Source organism: Pararhizobium qamdonense, from assembly GCF_029277445.1.
GTDB classification, from domain to species: domain Bacteria; phylum Pseudomonadota; class Alphaproteobacteria; order Rhizobiales; family Rhizobiaceae; genus Pararhizobium; species Pararhizobium qamdonense.
In genome coordinates this window covers 134406-153506 of the sequence record NZ_CP119568.1, presented here as the reverse complement: position 1 = coordinate 153506, position 19101 = coordinate 134406, and the positions used below count along the sequence as shown (strand labels likewise).

At 59.9% G+C, this 19101-nt stretch carries 18 protein-coding genes; 10 read left to right on the top strand and 8 right to left on the bottom strand.

Features of this window, described 5'->3' with window-relative positions:
• Position 1: 1 nt before the first annotated feature.
• The 4 genes from PYR65_RS26090 to PYR65_RS26075 all read right to left on the bottom strand — a co-directional run bounded on the left by PYR65_RS26090 (position 2) and on the right by PYR65_RS26075 (position 4626).
• Positions 2-1048, bottom strand: a complete 1047-nt coding sequence (locus tag PYR65_RS26090) for a glutathione synthase (RefSeq protein WP_276122221.1) — start codon at positions 1046-1048, stop codon at positions 2-4.
• 8 nt (positions 1049-1056) lie between these two features.
• Positions 1057-2955 (bottom strand): flavohemoglobin expression-modulating QEGLA motif protein, encoded by a 1899-nt coding sequence (locus PYR65_RS26085; RefSeq protein ID WP_276122220.1) that lies wholly within the window; start codon positions 2953-2955, stop codon positions 1057-1059.
• Positions 2952-3773, bottom strand: a complete 822-nt coding sequence (locus PYR65_RS26080; RefSeq protein WP_276122219.1) for an N-formylglutamate amidohydrolase — start codon at positions 3771-3773, stop codon at positions 2952-2954. The genes PYR65_RS26085 and PYR65_RS26080 overlap by 4 nt, the downstream gene beginning before the upstream one ends.
• A 172-nt stretch (positions 3774-3945) precedes the next feature.
• Positions 3946-4626: a TetR/AcrR family transcriptional regulator gene (locus PYR65_RS26075; protein WP_276122218.1), complete on the bottom strand. Its 681-nt coding sequence runs from the start codon at positions 4624-4626 to the stop codon at positions 3946-3948.
• Positions 4627-4754: 128 nt separating this feature from the next.
• On the opposite strand from PYR65_RS26075, the gene PYR65_RS26070 reads away from it, so the two are divergent.
• Positions 4755-5018 (top strand): hypothetical protein, encoded by a 264-nt coding sequence (locus PYR65_RS26070; RefSeq protein ID WP_060637145.1) that lies wholly within the window; start codon positions 4755-4757, stop codon positions 5016-5018.
• A 97-nt stretch (positions 5019-5115) separates the two neighbouring features.
• On the opposite strand, the gene pncB is transcribed toward PYR65_RS26070, so the two are convergent.
• On the bottom strand, positions 5116-6420 hold the full coding sequence (gene pncB, locus PYR65_RS26065) for a nicotinate phosphoribosyltransferase (RefSeq protein ID WP_276122217.1): 1305 nt from the start codon (positions 6418-6420) through the stop codon (positions 5116-5118).
• A 264-nt stretch (positions 6421-6684) separates the two neighbouring features.
• On the opposite strand from pncB, the gene PYR65_RS26060 reads away from it, so the two are divergent.
• From PYR65_RS26060 to PYR65_RS26040, 5 genes are all read left to right on the top strand, one after another.
• Positions 6685-7470, top strand: a complete 786-nt coding sequence (locus PYR65_RS26060) for a DeoR/GlpR family DNA-binding transcription regulator (protein WP_276122216.1) — start codon at positions 6685-6687, stop codon at positions 7468-7470.
• Positions 7467-8234, top strand: a complete 768-nt coding sequence (locus PYR65_RS26055) for a triose-phosphate isomerase (RefSeq protein WP_276122215.1) — start codon at positions 7467-7469, stop codon at positions 8232-8234. The genes PYR65_RS26060 and PYR65_RS26055 overlap by 4 nt, the downstream gene beginning before the upstream one ends.
• A 28-nt stretch (positions 8235-8262) precedes the next feature.
• The gene (gene derI / locus PYR65_RS26050; protein ID WP_060637141.1) at positions 8263-8700 is read left to right on the top strand and encodes a D-erythrulose-4-phosphate isomerase; all 438 of its coding nucleotides are present in this window, start codon (positions 8263-8265) and stop codon (positions 8698-8700) included.
• 228 nt (positions 8701-8928) lie between these two features.
• The gene (gene aspT, locus PYR65_RS26045) at positions 8929-10614 is read left to right on the top strand and encodes an aspartate-alanine antiporter (protein WP_276122214.1); all 1686 of its coding nucleotides are present in this window, start codon (positions 8929-8931) and stop codon (positions 10612-10614) included.
• A gap of 26 nt (positions 10615-10640) precedes the next feature.
• A complete protein-coding gene (locus PYR65_RS26040) occupies positions 10641-12230 on the top strand; it encodes a bifunctional aspartate transaminase/aspartate 4-decarboxylase (RefSeq protein ID WP_276122213.1) in 1590 nt (529 codons plus the stop codon).
• Positions 12231-12326: 96 nt separating this feature from the next.
• Here PYR65_RS26040 and PYR65_RS26035 read toward each other — a convergent pair whose 3' ends face one another.
• Positions 12327-12641 carry a DUF6074 family protein gene (locus tag PYR65_RS26035; protein ID WP_276122212.1) on the bottom strand — a complete coding sequence of 105 codons (315 nt, stop codon included), beginning with the start codon at positions 12639-12641 and terminating at the stop codon, positions 12327-12329.
• 350 nt (positions 12642-12991) lie between these two features.
• Here PYR65_RS26035 and PYR65_RS26030 point away from each other — a divergent pair, with 350 nt between their 5' ends.
• Genes PYR65_RS26030 through PYR65_RS26020 form a run of 3 tightly spaced genes read left to right on the top strand, consistent with a single transcriptional unit; the run spans position 12992 to position 15834 of the window.
• Entirely contained in the window at positions 12992-13546 is a 555-nt protein-coding gene (locus PYR65_RS26030) for a MaoC family dehydratase (RefSeq protein WP_276122211.1), read from the top strand.
• Positions 13547-14707: a CaiB/BaiF CoA transferase family protein gene (locus tag PYR65_RS26025; RefSeq protein WP_060637137.1), complete on the top strand. Its 1161-nt coding sequence runs from the start codon at positions 13547-13549 to the stop codon at positions 14705-14707.
• Positions 14704-15834: an extracellular solute-binding protein gene (locus PYR65_RS26020; RefSeq protein WP_276122210.1), complete on the top strand. Its 1131-nt coding sequence runs from the start codon at positions 14704-14706 to the stop codon at positions 15832-15834. Before PYR65_RS26025 ends, PYR65_RS26020 begins: the two co-directional genes overlap by 4 nt.
• A gap of 36 nt (positions 15835-15870) precedes the next feature.
• Here PYR65_RS26020 and PYR65_RS26015 read toward each other — a convergent pair whose 3' ends face one another.
• Together PYR65_RS26015 and PYR65_RS26010 are read right to left on the bottom strand one after the other, a co-directional pair.
• The gene (locus PYR65_RS26015) at positions 15871-16707 is read right to left on the bottom strand and encodes an amidohydrolase family protein (RefSeq protein ID WP_276122209.1); all 837 of its coding nucleotides are present in this window, start codon (positions 16705-16707) and stop codon (positions 15871-15873) included.
• 94 nt (positions 16708-16801) lie between these two features.
• Complete coding sequence (locus PYR65_RS26010; protein WP_276122208.1) at positions 16802-17587, bottom strand: IclR family transcriptional regulator; 786 nt, start codon at positions 17585-17587, stop codon at positions 16802-16804.
• Between the two features lie 168 nt (positions 17588-17755).
• On the opposite strand from PYR65_RS26010, the gene PYR65_RS26005 reads away from it, so the two are divergent.
• On the top strand, positions 17756-19072 hold the full coding sequence (locus PYR65_RS26005) for a type 2 periplasmic-binding domain-containing protein (protein ID WP_276122207.1): 1317 nt from the start codon (positions 17756-17758) through the stop codon (positions 19070-19072).
• Positions 19073-19101: the final 29 nt, after the last annotated feature.

Below are 19101 nucleotides of genomic sequence, written 5' to 3'. Positions count from 1 at the left end.
GCTATAGCGTTGCGAGCGCCCGGTTCGACATGGCGCCGCCATAGGCTTTGCGGATGGCGGCCTTTTTCTCCAGGGCCTCGATAATATCCTCGGAAAAGTCCACCTTGTGCATGGCGGCGATGTCTGGAATTCCGCCCGGCGTGAAGACGTTGATCTCGAGGATCTTGTCGCCGACAATATCGAGGCCGACCAGGAACATGCCATCTTCGATCAGCTTGGGGCGCACCATCTCGGCAACGGCCAGTATGTCATCGGTGATCTTGACCGCTTCCGCCGTACCGGCCGCATGCATGTTGGAGCGCACTTCGCCCTTGGCCGGAACACGGCGGAAGGCGGCATAGGCGCCGTCGCGCTGCAGCGGCTTGCCGTTCATCATGAAGAAACGGATATCGCCGGCCTTGGCTTCGGGCAGATAGCCCTGCGCGATCAGGTACCCTTCGCCACTCACCGCCTCGAAAATCTGGTTCAGATTGGCATCGTCGGGAGTGGCAATCTTGAAGACGTTCTTGCCACCCGAGCCCTGCAGCGGCTTGAGGATCACGCCCTTGCGATGGTCGGCAATGAAAGCGCGGATTTCTTCGATGCTCTTGGAGATCAAAGTCTCCGGACGCACGGCCTCGGGAAAGCCCTGGAAATAAAGTTTGTTCTGCGCAAGTGCCAGGCCAGCCGGGTCGTTGACGACGATCGAGCCGCGTTCGCTGGCAAGACGTCCGAACATAGCGCCAATATGCGCGGCCCATGGCCGGTCGTCGGAATCCAGCGACGGGTCGTTGCGCAGGAAGATGATATCGACCTCGCGAACGTCGATCGTCTGGACCTTGGCATTCTTGCCTTGGAATCCCTCGTGGAATGCCTGCGCATTCTTGTATTTTCCTGCGGCAACGGTTGTTGCCCGCACCATCAGGCTGTCATCGGCGCGCAGGACGAAATCGCCCGGCGCGATGTAACAGACGTCATGGCCACGGGCGAGCGCCGCCATCGCCAGCCCGGTCGTGGTAAAATGAGGTTCCTCGCTCTCGATCGAATTGACGAAAAATGCGACGCGCATGGTGGCTCCTAACTGATGATCATATCCAGGGGGTTCAGTCCTGCCCGCGCCTTGTCCAGGCGGGCTTGTGCTTGCGGATGGGTGAGAAAGGCAGGGCGGATGACGGGCGCCTTGAGCAGGCCGCGCAGGCTCAATTCCTGCATCACCCGGAAATGCGACGCGGAAATCTTGCCCATCCAGAACGGATCGAGGGCGCCGCCCGTTTTCAGGTGGCCGAGCAGTTCCAACAGGCCACGCAGATAGATCGCATCCTTGGCCAGGCCGCCGCCACGATAGATTCGCATGGCGAGATGAAAGGCAGCAACCGGTCCAAACCGGTGTTCATCGACGAGCATGGCGTAAGTGCCGGTAAACGGCCGCCCCTCCAGCATCGCCGCACAGGCAACGACCCTGGCGGCAATCAGGCGCAATCGCCCGACCGTCATGCCGCCGGCCATATATTCGGAAAAGACTGCAAGACCTTCCTGCATGCCCTCATAACCGGCCAGACCGGAGCGGAAGAGCCGCAGCCCCTGTGCCGAACCATTAAAATAGGTGAGGAGATGCACGCCGATCTCGTGGCTCAGCAGTGCATGCACCCGTGCCTTCGGCATCAGGGTCTGGCGGGAGATGAGCAGGCGTTCGCCCGACACCATCAGGCCGGACGGCAGGTCGTCGCGTAACTCGATTTCCGCTGCAAAACCCGGATATTGCCGGTGATAATCGCCGATCATGGCGCGCGCGGCCCCAGCGACCTCTTCGCAATCGGCAGTCTGCGGATCGTCCTCGACGTCATCGCCATCGTCGGCAAACGAAGCAGTCTTTGCGAGGATATCGGTGGCCGCGCGGTGGAGCGAAAGCTCGACCGGACCATAAAGCGCGCGGCCATATTCGACGAAGCGGCTGGTTTCGCGGGCGGAAATCAAGGACAGCTGGAGGTCCAGTTCCTGCTGTTTCTCACGGTAGAGATGGTAGAGAACCGGATCCTCGAAGCGATCGAATGCAACGGAGAAGAGCTTGCGTTTTTCTGCCTCGACCTGCACCGACAGCGGCCGGTAAAGGAACTGCGGTTCCTGCTTGAACTTTGCCGCCTTGAATGCCTTCCAGGCGGCGTCTGTGTTGATCGGCGTGACCGCCAGCAAGAAATCGAAGCTCGAGGCCACTTCATCCATGCTGCGGTCGGCGCGGCTGACGGCATCGACGAAAGCCTTGCGGCCAAGCGCCCGGTGTGTAGTCAGCTTCAGGCTCTGGGTGGTGCCGACAAAGGCTGCGAAAGCCTTTAGTCCGGCATCAAAGATATTGGCAACGAGCCGTTCGCGCAGATCGGGATAGATATTGCCGGATTCCGGCGCCTGGTAGATCGGTGCAAAGCGGACGGCAACCAGCGGGAAGCCGGTCTGTACCGCCAGCGCCGCCGCTTGAGCGTCGGCCTCCAGGTCGAACCGGTTGACATGAGGGGTGCGGAACTTGACCTCGCCGACATCGGCACCCTCAGCCAAAGCCGAACCCGCCTTCTGCGCTGCCGGGTCGCAGGTAGAAGCGATGCCGATCTCAAAGGGCGGCAGATAGGGGGCGTCGTCGGTGATCAGCGTGTCATGATCGAACTCGTCGATATCCAAAAGCAGAAACGCCCCGAAACGGTCGCGCAGCACACCGCCGACAGCCAGGATGATCGGCAGCGCCTCGCTGATATCCTCGACGATCAGATAGGACGCATTGGCCGCAGCGATATCGCGCGCTGCCAGATCCTCCCTGCCCTTGGCAATATGAACGGAGAGAAAAGGCAGAGGCCGGTCGATATGAAGGCGGCCGCCATTGTCAAAATCCTTGCGGACAGACTTGTCCGTGCGGAGGCAGTCGAGGATGTCTTCCAGCCATTGCGGGTGATGGCTTGCCGCCTGCGGCTGTTTGCGGTGCGGGCTGGTCATGGCCGCGCTCGCAGGCTTTCCAAAAGGACAGGCAGCGACTGACGGATCATTTCGCGCATCGCGGTCAGCGCTTCAAGGTCCGGTTCCCCGGTCCATTCGTCCATGAAGAATTTCTTGAACTCGATGGCGATGGCGCATCCGGTTTCGGGAAACCGTTCGTGCACGAAACGGGTCTGCTCGCCCTTGCCCTGAAAGGCGATGTTTTCACGCACATCCATCGGCTCGCCACGAAACCGGAAGCGGCGCAGATGTTCGATGAAGGGATCGAGTACGTCCGCCCAGCGCTCGCGGTCCATCGAGGACGTGCCGATATTGATCTGCGGCGCCTTTTCGAAAGACATTTCAGGGCCGTCCGCCCCGTCGCGGCGGTGATTGTAGCTGTGCATGTCGAGTACAACGAAGGAGCCGAACTGCTGTTCGACGCCGCGCAGATAGCTGTCAAGCATCGTATAATAAGCATCATGTACGCCAAGCGAGGCTGCAATCTGATCGTCCGTCAGCGGCTTTGACCAGACCTTCAAACCCCAGGCCTGTTCCGGCGTCAGGTAGATTGCGCCATCACGCGCCCGGTTGAGATCGATTTCGAAACGGGAGCGGTGAAAGACGATGCGGTTTGGCAGGTCGCGGATGAAAAATTCGGTGAACGGGTCTTCCTCACGCAACCGCTCCCCGTCGCTGAGACCAAGATGGTTGCCAAGCGCGCTGCGAATATCATGGCCATTATGGATAGCCGTGCCGACGATCGGCGAGGAGCCACGATGGGCTGTCCACCAATCTGCAGGGTCCGGGGTGACGATGAAGTCCTGTATGGGGGACATGCTGTCCTTCTCGTTGGCGTGCGCCGCAGGGCTGCGGCTAAAGGCGCAAAGGCTGCGCTTTCAATCAACGAGTAAATGGACACGGGGCCGGATTGTTCCATCGAAAGCTTCGGGGGTGACAACAATCAGCCTATGCGAGCAATATCCGACATGCCACTAAGCAGCTGTGAATTCAGGCGACTGTTTCGACAGCTGCCTTTGCCGGCTGGCGAAACGAGGCGATGGCCGCTTCGCAGGCCCGCATGAACCGCATCGACGGGCCTTCGCTGCCGGTGGCGAGCTTGCTCACCTGCGCGCCCTCCATCAGCATCGACAGCGTGTCGGATAGCAGCTCCGGTTCGCTGACGCCGGCATCGCGACAGAGCTGTTCGAGACGGCGGCGTTGGGCGAGCTTGAAGTTCTCGATCACCACATGGGCCGGATGCCCCTGCTCTTTCAGTTCGACGGCGGCATTGGCCAGGTCGCAACCATATTTATTATCGGCCAGACATTGTGCCCGGGCTTTCACCCAGCTCTGCAGCTGCGCCATCGGATCTTTGGGATGGTCGGCTTCGAGCTGGTCCCAGAAGGCGGCCGCTTTGTCGGATGTGAACCTGAGTGTCTCGCAAATCAGGTCGTCCTTCGAGCCGAAATGACGGTACAGAGTCATCTTGTTGGTCTCGGCCGCCTCGGCGATCGCATCGACGCCGATACCGCGGATGCCGTGTTGCCGGAACAGCTCACAAGCCGTTGAAACGATACGGTCCCGCGGCGCCGGGCGCACCTGCACACAGTCACCTTTTTCCAGCCTTATATCGGCCGGTTTCGGAGACGATACGGATTTCGAATTTTTATCGGCAAAGCTTCTTGACATAGGTGTGACCGGTCGGTAACTATTCAGATGTTACTTACTGGTAACACCACATGAAAACGATGTCAAGTTTGAGACACCGGATGGGACCCGCCCGCCGGAAAAGACGACGAACCCGAAGGAATACCCCAATGCACCAGGCAAACAGCGATCTGACGATCCACGAGGTCCTGACAGACCCGATGATCCGTGCCGTCATGCGTGCGGACGGCGTCACGACCAATGAAATGAAAACGCTCCTCTACTCCGCTGCCAGCGCGCTGCGCGAAATGCAGCCGGGAACGGTAAGCGCCAAAAATCATACGACCAACCTGCTTGCAGCGCCCAAGCGCCGCCTGCTGTCGATGGTCCACCCGCTCGCTTCGCGCTCCGACTGCCTCCGCATGAGCGCGTAACGGAACTGAAGTTCTCCCGGCGCATCCCCCAAGAATGCGCACGCAAACCCAGCCGGGCACCTCCGCCGGCTGGGTTTTTCGTTGTGAAGGGTGCCGCTCAGACCTTGACGGCCAGTTCGGCAAAATCTTCCGTTCCGAAGTACTTGAGATAGCGCTCGACCTCGGAAGGCTCGCCCGTCGCCTTGCGGGGATTGTCAGACAGTTTGACCGCCGGAAGGCCGTCGGCATCGATCACCTTGCAGACGATGGAAATCGGGTTGAGGCCGCTGATCTGGGTCGGCGCGCATCCGGCAAAATCATTGGTCAGGTTCGTGCCCCAGCCGAAGCTCATGCGCACGCGTCCCTGAAAATGCTCGTAGGTTTCCAGGATCGTTTCGACATCCAGGCCGTCGGAAAAGATCAGCAGTTTTTCCTTGGGGTCGCGTCCCATCTTCTTCCACCAGGCAATGATCTTCTCGCCGCCCTCGATCGGCGGCGCGCTGTCCGGCCGGAAACCGGTCCAGTCGGCGACCCAGTCGGGCGCATTGCGCAGGAATGCCGCCGTGCCGAAGGCGTCCGGCAGGACGATCAGAAGGTTGCCGCCGTAAAGCTGGTTCCAGTCCTGCAGAACCTTGTAGGGGGCCGCCCCAAGCTCCGCATCGGTGCGGGCAAGCGCTGCCGCCACCATCGGCAGTTCGTGGGCGTTGGTTCCGAGCGCTTCCAGATCGGTATCCATGGCCAGAAGCACGTTGCTGGTGCCGGAAAAGGATTTGCCGATGCCTTCCTTCAGCGCTTCGACGCACCAGCGTTGCCACAGGAAGCTGTGGCGACGGCGCGTGCCGAAATCGGAAATCCGCAGGTCTGGATGGGTCTTCAACTGCTCGACCTTGGACCACATCTTGGCTTTGGCGCGAGCATAGAGCACATCCAGCGCAAATGGCCCCATATCCTTCATCGCCGTGCGGGAGCGCAACTCGTTGATAATCGCCAGCGCCGGGATCTCCCACATGGAGGTGTGGGTCCACTTGCCGGGAAAGGTCAATTCATACTGACCGTGCTTGCGCGAAAGCTCGTAGTCCGGCAGCTGGAAATCAGCGAGCCAGGCGAGGAAATCCGGCGCGAAGATCTGCTTGCGGCCATAGAAGGTGTTGCCGGCGAGCCAGATCATTTCCTTCTTGGTAAACCGCAGGCCGCGGACATAATCCAGTTGCTCGCGCAGTTCCTGCTCGTCGATCTCGTCGGTCAAGAGAACCGTTTTCGTCCGGTTGATGACCGAGAAGGTCGCATCGACATCCGGATAGAGCCGCCAGATCATCTGCAACATCAGCAGTTTGTAGAAATCCGTGTCGAGCAGGCTGCGCACGACCGGATCGAGTTTCCAGGCGTTGTTATAGACCCGGCGAGCGATGTCGGTCTTGGTCATGAATGGTCTCTCCCGCTCCGGCACGGCGTCCGGTTCTCCGCAACAGTCATGGCACGGCATTCGCCCCCGCCGCAACAGGCTGATGCAACAAAGCAATTTCCCTCAAGCCGGAAAAACCGGCCAGCCCTTATTTGACGCCGCAGCGCCGTCCGTAAACATCACATCGTAACATTAAAATATCACAAAATACCATTTATACAGTTGAAATTCTCACAGGTATCGTTATATCTCCACGGGTGAAACAGGCCACGCGAAAGCATCCCGATGAAGCCCGAAGACCGGCGCCAGGCGATCATGGATATCCTGATGGAAACGGGCTCGGCTTCGGTCGAGGATCTGGCCGGCCGTTTTGCCGTCAGCAAGATGACCGTGCACCGCGATCTCGATGACCTCGAACAGGAAGGCCTTCTGCGCAAGGTGCATGGCGGCGCCTCCATCCAGTCGAGCCCGCAGTTCGAAAGCGATTTCCGTTATCGCGAGAAGATTGCAGCGGAGGAAAAGCGGCGGCTGGCACAGCATGCCGCCTCGCTGATCGAACCGGGCCAGATCATCATCATCGATGATGGATCGACCGCAGGCGGCGTTGCCGATTATCTCAAGGAGATCCGGCCGCTGACGGTCATCACCAACAATCTCGGCGTGATCAACAAGCTGGCAACGGTCGCCGGTATCGACGTGATCTCGCTCGGCGGCCAGTATTCGAAAAAGTTCAACGGCTTCTTCGGCATAACCACGGAGGAGGCCCTGCGCTCGCTGCGCGCCGATATGGCATTCCTGTCCAGCTCGGCCATTCATGGCGCATCCGCCTTTCATCAGGATCAGGAAGTGGTCCAGACCAAGCGGCAGATGATGCAGTCGGCGGCACGCAGCGTTCTGCTCGTCGATCACGGCAAGTTCGGCAAATCCGCCCTGCACTTCCTGACAGGGCTCGATGCGTTCGGCATGGTGCTGACCGGCGCCGAAATCGAACCGTCCTTCGAGCAAGGCCTCAAGGAAGCCGGGATCAAGCTTCACAAGATCAGCGGAAAGACCGCGGAGGAAACACGATGACAAAGACATCCGTCTGGGTTGGAACCAGCTGGAAGATGAACAAGACGCTCGCCGAGGCGATGGTCTTTGCCGACGGGCTGGCGGAGGCTGATGCGGAACGAGACAACCGCGTCCAGCGTTTCGTCATTCCGCCGTTCACGGCCACGCGTCAGGTGAAGGAGCGGCTTGCCGCAACCAGCGTCAAGGTCGGCGCGCAGAACATGCACTGGGACGATGCCGGCGCCTGGACCGGTGAAATCTCGCCGGTCATGCTGAAGGATTGCAATCTCGATATCGTCGAGCTCGGCCATAGCGAGCGGCGCGAGCATTTCGGCGAAACGGACCGTACGGTCGGCCTGAAAACGGCCGCTGCCGTCCGGCACGGCCTGATCCCGCTCATCTGCATCGGCGAAACGCTGGCCGAGCGCGAGGCCGGCCAAGCCACTACGGTCCTGCGCCGCCAGGTCGAAGGCGCGCTCGCGCTGCTCGACGGCGCTGACAAGGAAAAGCCGGTGCTTCTGGCCTATGAGCCGGTCTGGGCGATTGGCGTCAACGGCATTCCAGCCTCTGCCGATTATGCCGATGAGCGTCATGCGGAGATTGCCGAATGGGCGAAGGCAAGCCTGGGCGTTTCCGTTCCGGTTCTCTACGGCGGCAGCGTCAATCCCGGTAATTGCGAGGAGCTGATTGCCAAACCGCATATTGACGGCCTTTTCATCGGCCGCTCGGCCTGGGACGTCTCAGGCTATCTCGACATCCTCAAACGCGTCGCTTCGGCGCTCTGAAACAACAGTCAACGGAAGGATTAAAGCCATGAAAATCGCAATCGGCGCCGACAGCGCAGGCAAGCCGCTTCTCGACATCATCGAGGCCCATCTCGCCACCAAGAGCGGCCTTGAAGTCTCCAATCTCAGCCAGTCCGGCTTCTATGCCGACCTGTCCAAGGGCTTGGCCGAAACCATCGTCAACGGTCAGAACGACCGCGGCATCCTGATCTGCGGTACCGGCATCGGCGTCTCGATCTCTGCAAACAAGGTGCCGGGCATCCGCGCAGCCCTCACCCATGATACCTATTCGGCAGAACGCGCCGCCAAATCCAACAACGCCCAGATCATCACCATGGGCGCCCGCGTCATCGGCCCGGAACTGGCCAAGGCCATCGTCGATAAGTGGCTGGAATCTGAATTCGATCCGAACGGTTCGTCGGCCGGCAATGTCGAGGCAATCGACCGCCTCGACGCTGGCAAGTAACGGTCTGATCACACCGCTTCCGCAGGACATGTAGATCCTCCCTCAGGTCCTGCAGAATGAACGCCCGGCGAAAATGCCGGGCGTTTTCGTTTTTTTGGCAATGAGTCTCAAATCTGCACAAAAGCTGAACTGCGTTAATCTTCCCGCGCAAGTTTTTTATTGACCCCGTCGCAACCCTCGTTTCTGATCAAATTCTGGCGCACAAGCAGCATTGATCCGGAGGGGCCTATGTCATTCCTGCAGTCGATTTTTCAACAATCTCCTGAAATTGCTCTGTTTCTTTCCCTGGCCGGTGGATATTGGATTGGCAAGTTCCAATTCGGAAAATTCCAGCTCGGCGGTGTCGCCGGCTCGCTTCTGGTTGCAGTCGTGCTCAGCCAGATCGGCATCACCATCGACAACGGCATCAAGGCCGTCCTTTTCGCGCTGTTCATTTACGCCGTCGGCTTCGAGAGCGGCCCGCAATTCTTCCGCTCGCTTGGGCGCAAGTCGATCCGGGAAATTGTCATGGCTGCCGTGCTTGCCATCAGCGGGCTTGTTACCGTCGTCGTGCTCGCCAAGATGTTTGGTCTCGACAAGGGACTTGCAGCCGGGATCGCCGCCGGTGGCCTCACCCAATCGGCGATCATCGGCACCGCCAGTTCAGCCATCGGCAAGCTCGGCCTTGCCGCTGACGAAACGCAACGCCTGCAGGCCAATGTCGCGATCGGCTATGCCGTCACCTATATTTTCGGCTCCTTTGGGGCGATCATCGTCTGCGTCAACATTCTGCCCTGGTTCATGGGCCGCAGCATCCGGGACGAGGCGGTCAAGGCCGAGGCCGAGATGCTGGCGGGTGCCAAGGTCTATGGACCTGGGGAAACCCCTGCCCTTCCCGATCTCGTCGGACGGCTGTTCCAGGTTCTTCAGGCTGCGGGGCGCACGATCTCGGAAATCGAAAGGAGCGCAACCGGGGCAGCACTTGCCATCGAGCGGGTAAAGCGCGCGGGCGCCATCATCGGCGTCGAACCCGATCTCAAATTGCAAACCGGCGACATTGTTCTCGTTGTCGGCCGCCGCGCAGGCGTGGTCGGCATGGCAGACACGATCGGGCCTGAAACCCAATCCTCCGACGGTATGGACATGGTCGTGGCGACGCGGGATGTCGTCGTCGGCAACAAGGAGTTTGCCGGCAAAACGGTTGCCGAGATCATCGAGGCGACCAAGGAGTTGCGCCACGGCGTCTTCGTGCTCCAGGTCAAGCGCGGCGGCAACCCGCTGACGCTTGTGGCCGATACCCGCATCGAGGCGGGTGACCTCGTCACCGTGCACGGCTTGCAGGAAGACCTGCAGCGCATCGCCAAGCGGGTGGGCACTGTGATCACCCCCAGCGACAAGACCGATTTCGTCTTCCATGGGCTGGGTATCGTCATCGGTTTGCTGATCGGCCTTGCGGTCATCCGCATCGGCTCCATTCCGTTGACGCTCGGCAGCGGCGGCGGCGCGCTGCTCGCCGGCCTTGCCTTCGGCTGGTACCGCAGCCGCAACATGACGCTCGGCAATATGCCGACGGCCGCCTCTACATTGCTGCGCGATCTCGGCCTTGCCGGCTTCGTCGCTGTCGTCGGGCTGCAATCCGGCCAACAGGCCGTGCACACGATCGCGGCAAACGGCATTTCGATCTTCCTGATCGGCGTCGTCGTCACCATCCTGCCGCTGATCATCACCATGCTCGTCGGCCGCTACATCCTGCGCTACGACAATACCGCCATCTTCGCCGGTGCGCTTTCCGGCTCGCGCAGCGCCAATCCCGCCTTTGGCGAAATCCTCGACAAGGCAGGAAATACCGTCCCCACCACACCCTTCGCCATTACCTACGCGCTCGCCAACGTCTTCCTGACACTGCTTGGCCCGCTCGTCGTCGCCTTCGTCTGATCTGTGACTTAGCAAGGAGTGAACCTATGACCGACTATAGCAGCTTCGCCAAACTGAGCCCGTTCGAGCTCAAGGACGAACTGATCAAGCTGGCTTCGGCCAAGGAAAACCGGACCATGCTGAATGCAGGACGCGGCAATCCGAATTTCATGGCCACCCTGCCACGCCGCGCCTTCTTCCGGCTCGGGCTTTTTGCCGCCACGGAATCCGAGCTGTCCTATTCCTACATGCAGAAATGGATCGGCGGCCTGCCCAATATCGAAGGCATCGAGGCGCGCTTCGAGCGTTTCACGACCGAGAACCGCGATCAGGCCGGCGTTGCCTTCCTGCAGCGGTCGCTCAGCTATGTCCGCGACCAGCTCGGTCTCTCCGGCTCGCAATTCCTGCATGAAATGGTTGAAGGCATCCTCGGCTGCAATTATCCCGTCCCGCCGCGCATGCTGAAGATCAGCGAGCAGATCGTGCGCCAATATATCGTCAGGGAGATGATCGGCGGCTCGCTTTCGGCTGGTAGCGTCGATGTCTTCGCCGTTGAAGGCGGCACGGCGGCGATGACCTATATCTTCAACACGCTGAAGCAGAACGGCCTCGTTACCAAGGGCGACAAGGTGGCGATCGGCATGCCGGTCTTCACGCCCTATATCGAAATTCCGGAACTGGACGAATACGGCCTGAAGGAAGTGGCGATCAACGCCGATCCGAAACAGGGCTGGCAATATACCGATGAGGAACTTGAAAAGCTGAAGGACCCTGACATCAAGGTGTTCTTCTGCATCAATCCCAGCAACCCGCCGTCGGTGAAACTCGACGACCGCAGCCTCAACAAGATCGCTGATATCGTCAAGAACCACCGCCCGGACCTGATCATTTTGACCGATGACGTCTACGGCACCTTTGCCGATGACTTCCGCTCGCTGTTTGCCATTTGCCCGAACAACACCATCCTGATCTATTCGTTCTCGAAATATTTCGGCGCGACCGGCTGGCGCCTCGGCGTGATTGCCACCCACCAGGACAATATCCTCGATGGCAAGCTGCGGGAATTGCCCAAGACGACCAAGACTGCGCTGGACCGCCGCTATGGCTCCCTGCTGCCGGATGTCAGCTCGCTGAAATTCATCGACCGGCTGGTGGCCGACAGCCGCACCGTTGCCCTCAATCATACCGCCGGCCTATCGACGCCGCAGCAGGTGCAGATGGTCCTGTTCTCGCTGTTTGCGCTGATGGACGAGAACGATGTCTACAAATCGACCTTGAAGAAGGTGATCCGCAACCGTGAGGCCGCACTTTACCGCGAACTCGGAATTCCCGTCACCGACAACCCCAACTCGGTCGATTACTATACCCTGCTCGACCTGGAGGAGATTGCGCTGAAACTTTACGGCGCGGAATTTGCAAAATGGGTCAAGGCGGAATTCTCCACCAACGAACTGCTGTTCCGCATTGCCGACGAGACGGGGATCGTGCTCCTCCCCGGCCGCGGCTTCGGCACCCAGCAACCGGCTGGACGCGCCTCGCTCGCCAATCTCAACGAATTCGAATATGCGGCGATCGGCCGTTCGCTGCGCGCCATGGCGGACGAATATTACGCGGTATTCAAGAAAAAGAAGACATAAACTGGCTTGCTACAATTAAAAAGGCAGCCCGGCTGCCCTTTTTAATGCCCTGACCCAAGGCATCGAAGTCTTGATGTTTCCGACCGGAGAGACTGATCAGGAATTGAGCGTGTAGCCGTCCTGCGCCTCAGCTGCCAGACGGTCCGAATAACGCCGCATCATCTCGACCTGGACCTCCGTCTGGAACGACAGGACCTGGTTGCGGACGGCGTCTTCACCGATGCCGAGATTGCTCAGGCGTTCGGCCAGCGCGCGGCATTCTCTTTTCCAATATTGCAGAGCTTCCTCGCCATGGACGTTTTCAAGCTCGCGCGCGCAGCGTCTGATGGTGCTGGCCTGTCCCGACAGGGGAAACGGTACGACCCGTTCTTCCGTTTCCGAAAAACGCACATCCTTCAACGCAGCACTCATCAGGCGGTTCTCCATGTTGGTGATTCTGATTTACAAAGCATATAGTTAACGCTTGGTATCCAGCGCCTGGCTTTGCCGGTTTTAGCGGCCGAAAAAGCCCTTTCAGCGGGAATGGAGTGTTCCATCGGGCTCATCCGGCATCCTGCACATCCCATTTGCAATTCAGTCCCCTCATCACCTCGCACCTCGTTTTTCGTGCGGGCAATCGTTTTCGGCGCCGGCAAGCGCGCTTAAAGCGCCGGTTCACGCTTGCAAAAATCATCCATATGTGAAAACCTTCTTTACATAAGAAAATTGGAGGCACGTTTGGACATGACAGAGCGAGACGGAATTCGCGCGGCGGGAACGCCATGAGCGCGACTGCACCCACCGTTGGCGTGTCCTCCACCCACCCTTCCGACATGCCGGAAGACCATGCTTCGCTTCCGGTCTGGAATGCCGAAAACTGGTTCTACGAGGATTGGCCGGCAGGACAGCGCATCCGCTCCTTGCGTCGCACGATGGCCGAAGGCGAAAGCCACATGTTCAACATGCTGGTCACCGATATTCACCCTTATGTGCAGGATCAGATGTTTGCCGAGCGCGAAGGCATTTTCGGCAGGCGGCTGATTGCGGGAGCCTTCGTGTTCTCAGCCGGCCTCGGGCTTGTCGCCACCAATTGTGTCAATGCCTTTTCCTATGGCTATGACAAGCTGCGCTTCATCAAGCCGGTCTTCATCGGCGACACGATCTACGCGATCCGCACCAATCTCGAGAAGACGCCGCGCTACAAGGACATGGGCTTGATCCGCGCCAGCTATGAAATCTTCAAGGGCGAAGGCGAACTGGTGCTCTACTGCGAGCACCTGCAGACCGTGAAATACAAGAACCCCGCCGATTTTGCCGGCAAGACGGAAAAACAATAAATGCCAGCCGATACCGACCTACCCCTCGCCGGCCTGATCGTCGTCGATCTCAGCCAGTTCCTGTCCGGACCCTATTGCTCCCTAAGGCTGATGGATCTGGGTGCCCGCGTCATCAAGATCGAACGGCCGGATGGCGGCGACCTGTCGCGGCGGCTTTATCTGAGCGACACCGAGATCGGCGGCGATTCCACCATTTTCCATGCCATCAACCGCGCCAAGGAAAGCCTGTCCATCGATCTGAAGGACGAGAAGGATCTGGCTGCGCTGCGGACGTTGCTTGCCCAGGCCGATGTGCTGATCCAGAATTTCCGGCCGGGCGTGATCGAACGGCTGGGGCTGAATTACGAGGCCGTCAAGGCGATCAACCCACGCCTCGTCTATGCGTCGATCAGCGGTTACGGCGAGGAAGGCCCCTGGGTCAAGCGGCCCGGACAGGACCTCCTGGCGCAATCGCGCTCGGGCGTGATGTGGCTGAACGGCGATGAAGACCAGGGGCCTGTCCCGTTTGGCCTGGCGATCGGCGACATGCTGGCTGGTGCAGCACTGGCCCAAGGCATTCTCGCAGCGCTCGTGCGCCGCAGTGTCAAGGGCACCGGCAGCCATGTCGAGACCAGCCTGCTCGAAGCCCTCGTTGATTTCCAGTTCGAGGTGTTGACCACCCATCTCAACGACGGAAAGCGCTTGCCGAAACGGTCGAATTTCCGCAGTGCCCATGCCTATCTCTCTGCACCCTACGGCGTCTATGCGGCGGCCGACGGATATCTTGCCATCGCGATGACGCCGATCCCGAAACTTGCCGACCTGCTCGGCATGGAGGAACTGGCGCCTTACCGCGACACATCATCCACCTGGTTTACCGCCCGCGACGAGATCAAGGCGCTGATCGCCAAGCGCATCGCCACCAAGACGACGGATGAATGGCTGGCAATCCTGGAGCCGGCGGATATCTGGTGCGCGCGGGTGTTGAACTGGAACGAGCTTCTGGAAAGCGAAGGCTTCCAGGTTCTCGACATGCTGCAGACCGTGACCCGAGACGACAATATTTCAATCACGACGACCCGCTCGCCGCTGCGCGTCAACGGCGTGCGCGCCAAGGTCGATCGCGCCGCACCGCGCATCGGCGAACATAGCCAGGCTATTCGCGAAGAGTTCGGCCTATGACCATCACACTCAAAGGCATGACCTGGAACCATCCGCGCGGCTACGATCCCATGGTCGCCTGTTCCAGCCGCTGGCTTGAGGACACGGGTGTGCAGGTCGAATGGGAAAAGCGGTCGCTGCAGGATTTCGAGACATTCCCCGTCGAAGAGCTGGCGCGGCAGTTCGATCTCATCGTCATCGATCATCCGCATGTCGGGCAGATCACCCATGAGAAATGCCTCTTGCCATTGGACGTAACCGGGCGCGAGATCGAGCGAAGTGCTCTGGCGGCAGCCAGTGTTGGGCAATCCTATCCGAGCTACACCTGGCAGGGCCGCCAATGGGCCTTTCCGATCGATGCGGCCACGCAGGTGCAGGCCTGGCGGCACGATCTCACGGACACCCCTCCCAAGAGTTGGGCCGAGGTGCTTGAACTGGCACGGGCCGGCAAGATTCTCATTCCGCTGCGCCCGCCCCATTCGCTGATGAGCTTTTACACGCTCTGCGGCAATATCGGGCGGCCCTGCGCGGTCGAAGGTCCGGGTGACTTGGTCAATGTTGAAACGGGGGTGCAGGTTTTTGAGATGCTGCGTGAAATCGCAGCTTTGATGGATCCGGCCTGTTTCGAAATGGACCCCATCGCCGTTCTCGAACAAATGGCAGCGCCCGAGACAACCGCTGTCGCCGCGCCGCTAATCTATGGTTATGTCAGCTATTCGGTGAAGGATTTCCGCCCAAGCCTCATCCGCTTCGGCGACATTCCTCCTGCGGGTAAAAGCGGGCCGGTGGGCTCGGCACTGGGCGGGACCGGCATTGCCGTCTCGGCTTTTTCTAAAAACCCCGATGCCGCGATCGACTTTGCCTACTGGATCGCCAGCGGTGATGTCCAGAAAGCGGGGTATGCGGCAGCCGGCGGACAACCCGGCCATGCGCAGGCGTGGGAGGATGCCGCCGTCAACCACGCCACCGCAGATTTCTATCGCGGCACCCGCGCAACGCTCGATGCCGCCTGGGTCCGGCCCCGTCATAACGGCTACATGGGCTTCCAGCAGGCGGCATCCGACCGTCTCAACGCAGGCCTGTTGCAGCGTCAATCCGCTAGGGCCGTCGTCGGTGACATCAATCGATTGTTCGCGGAGAGCTTTTGATAAAAAGCAGGCCGGCGGATCACGCCGGCCGCCTGTTTATAGACGCCAAATCCTCTTGGCATTGCCCGACAGAAGCTGATCGCGCTCCGTTTGCGAACACCCGGCCAAAAGCGCATGCGTTGCAGCCATCCAGGTCGACAGGCCGCCACCCAGCGTGCAGACCGGCCAGTCGCTGCCCCAGACAACACGCCCCCAGCCGAACTGTGCGATCGTGTGCTCGACATAGGGACGCAGGGTTTCGACGGACCAGCTTTCCGCCTCCGCATAGGCGACGACGCCGGAAATCTTGGCGGTCACATTCGGGCGTTTGGCGATCTCGCTCATATTGTCCCGCCACGGCTGGACCGCGCCGGACGCGATGGCCGGGACGCCGCAATGGTCGAGGATGAACTGAACGTCCGGTGCGAGATCGGCCAACGCAATCGCATTCGGAATCTGATGCGGCAGGACGCAGAGGTCGAAGGACAGGCCGGTTTCGCCAAGGCGCTTGATATTCTCGCGAAACAGTGCGCCTTCCGACACATCATCGGGCACGACGTGCAGCACGCGGCGAAAGCCCTTGACGAACGGGTTGGCGCGCTGACGTTCAAGATAGGCGGCAAAACCGGCCTCTTCCGGACGGCAGGCGGCGATGGCGCCGGTGATCAGGTTTCCGGGCTGTTTCGAAAGGCCTTGGATATAATCGATCTCGGCTTCGATCTCAGTGGGATCGACATCGACTTCCATATGAAGTGCGGCCGCGATACCGCAGCGTTTCGCCTCGGTCGCATAGGTTTCGTAGAGAAAGTCACGATCCAGCGCCGGAACCCCCGACAGCCACGGATAGGCAAGTGCTGCCCTGTCGATCAGATGCAGATGGGTGTCGATGATCATTGGTCCGTTTCCTCCCCGGCGTCTCATCTAATTATTTCACATAGGAAGATATCATTCAAATAAGAATTTTATCATCTTCCGCGTTAACGCTTTCTCATTCCGAATGGTTCACATCCGATCCGGCAAGCAGCGACAGCTGGGCGGCAGTCTTTTGCAACAGCGCGATGCTTTCGGTTATATCAGGCGCAGACGGCGCGTTGACCAGGGCGATATAGGGGCAGGTCAATGCCGCAATACCGCGTCCGTCGGGTCCAAGGATCGGGGCAGACAGGTTGTAGACCCCGGCGGTCTGGGCGCTGGCCATCATTTCATAACCGCGCTCACGAATCCGGTCGAGCCGCTCGAAAAAATCGTCCGACAGCGGCGGTTCAGACTGGCTCTTGACATGCTCGGAGATCATCATCTTCCGCTCTTCCTCGCTGCGGAAGGCCAGCAGGACATGGCCTGATCCGGTGTCGAAAAGACTGATATGCGAGCCGACGCGGATCGAGATACCCCAGTAATCCGGGGCTTCCTGTTGCGCGATGACGACGGCAAAGCCACGGTCGAACACCGCCAGATGATTGGCCTGGCGGCTACGCTGCGCAAGGTCTCGCATCAGCGGCGTTGCGTAGGATGCCAGCCGCCGGACAGGTGCGTGCAGCTGCGCCAAGCCGAACAGCTTCAGCGTCAGGGAGTAGCGATCGCCGTCGATCCGCGTGACATAGCCGCGCCGCACCAGCCGGTCGAGCATCCGGTAGAATTCGTTCGGGCTGCGCTCCAGCTTCTTGGAAATCTCGGCCTGGGTCAGTCCGCCATCGACGCCAGCCAAAAGCTCGAGAATATCAAGCCCCTTGTCGAGCGCTGGCGCGCGGTAACGGTCGGATTCATCAGCGTCCATCAACACATCCCCCTGTGAATGAAACACTTCATATACGCATACGAGGCGCGCGACAAAGCAAAGTTGCGGCTTGACGCAACGGGCTGTTTGCTGTTTGTATATAAATCAATTCCTCACAAATGAGGAATTCCTGCCATTGGGATGGTGAGGACGTGAGGAGGAAAAATCATGAACAAGCTGCTTTCCGGCGTATCCGCCGGGGTAATGGTGTTTGCCTGCTCGGTCGCGGCACAAGCTGCTGACCTGCCCGGCAAATTCGATGGCGTCACGATCGACGCAAAGCTCATCGGTGGCCAGCAATATGAAAAGCTCTACGAGCGCATCGGCGAGTGGGAAAAGGCGACGGGCGCCAAGGTCAACATTCTCTCGAAGAAGAACCATTTCGAGCTCGACAAGGAAATCAAATCGGATATCGCCACCGGTGGCCTCAGCTGGTGCGTCGGCTCGAACCATTCGTCGTTCGCGCCGCAATATCCGGATATCTATACCGACCTGACGCCGCTGATCCCGGCCGAGGAACTTGCCAAATTCGTCCCGGCGCTGATTGCCGCCTCGACGCTTGACGGCAAGCTGGTCATGCTGCCGCGCGCCCAGTTCGACGTGTCAGCACTCTATTATCAAAAGAGCCTCTATCAGGACGAAGCCAAGAAGACGGCGTTTAAGGCGAAGTACGGCTACGACCTGACACCGCCGGACACATGGGCACAGGTCACCGACCAGGCCGAGTTCTTCTCCTCGCCGCCGACTTTCTACGGCACGCAGTTTGCCGGCAAGGAAGAGGCAATCAATGGCCGCTTCTATGAGATGCTGGTTGCCGAAGGCGGCGAATATCTCGGCAAGGACGGCCGCCCGGCCTTCAATTCGGACGCCGGCGTGCGCGCGCTCGACTGGTTCGTCAATCTTTACAAGAACAAGGCCGTTCCGGCCGGGACCACCAACTATCTCTGGGACGATCTGGGCCAGGGCTTTGCCTCCGGCTCGATCGCGCTCAATCTCGACTGGCCTGGCTGGGCAAGCTTCTTCAACGACCCGAAGTCCTCCAAGGTCGCGGGCAATGTCGGCGTGAAGGTGCAGCCGGCCGGCTCGTCCGGCAAGCGCACCGGCTGGTCCGGTCACCATGGCTTCTCGGTCACGGAATCCTGCGCCAACAAGGAAGCCGCCGCATCGCTGGTCTGGTGGCTGACCAACGAAGACAGCCAGAAGCTGGAATCGGCGACCGGTCCGCTGCCGACACGCAGCGCCGTCTGGGATTTCAACATCAAGGCCGCCGAGGGCGACGCCTATAAGACCGAAGTGCTGCAGGCTTTCCAGGAAGCGGCAAAGAATGCCTTCCCGGTTCCGCAGACAGCCGAATGGATCGAGATTTCCAACTCGGTGTATCCCGAGCTGCAGGCTGCGATCCTTGGCGACAAGACCTCCAAGCAGGCGCTTGATGCGGCCGCCGAAAAGGCCACGGCCATCCTGCAGGATGCCGGCAAGCTTTGATTGAACTGATGCGGCGCCACGGCTGATGC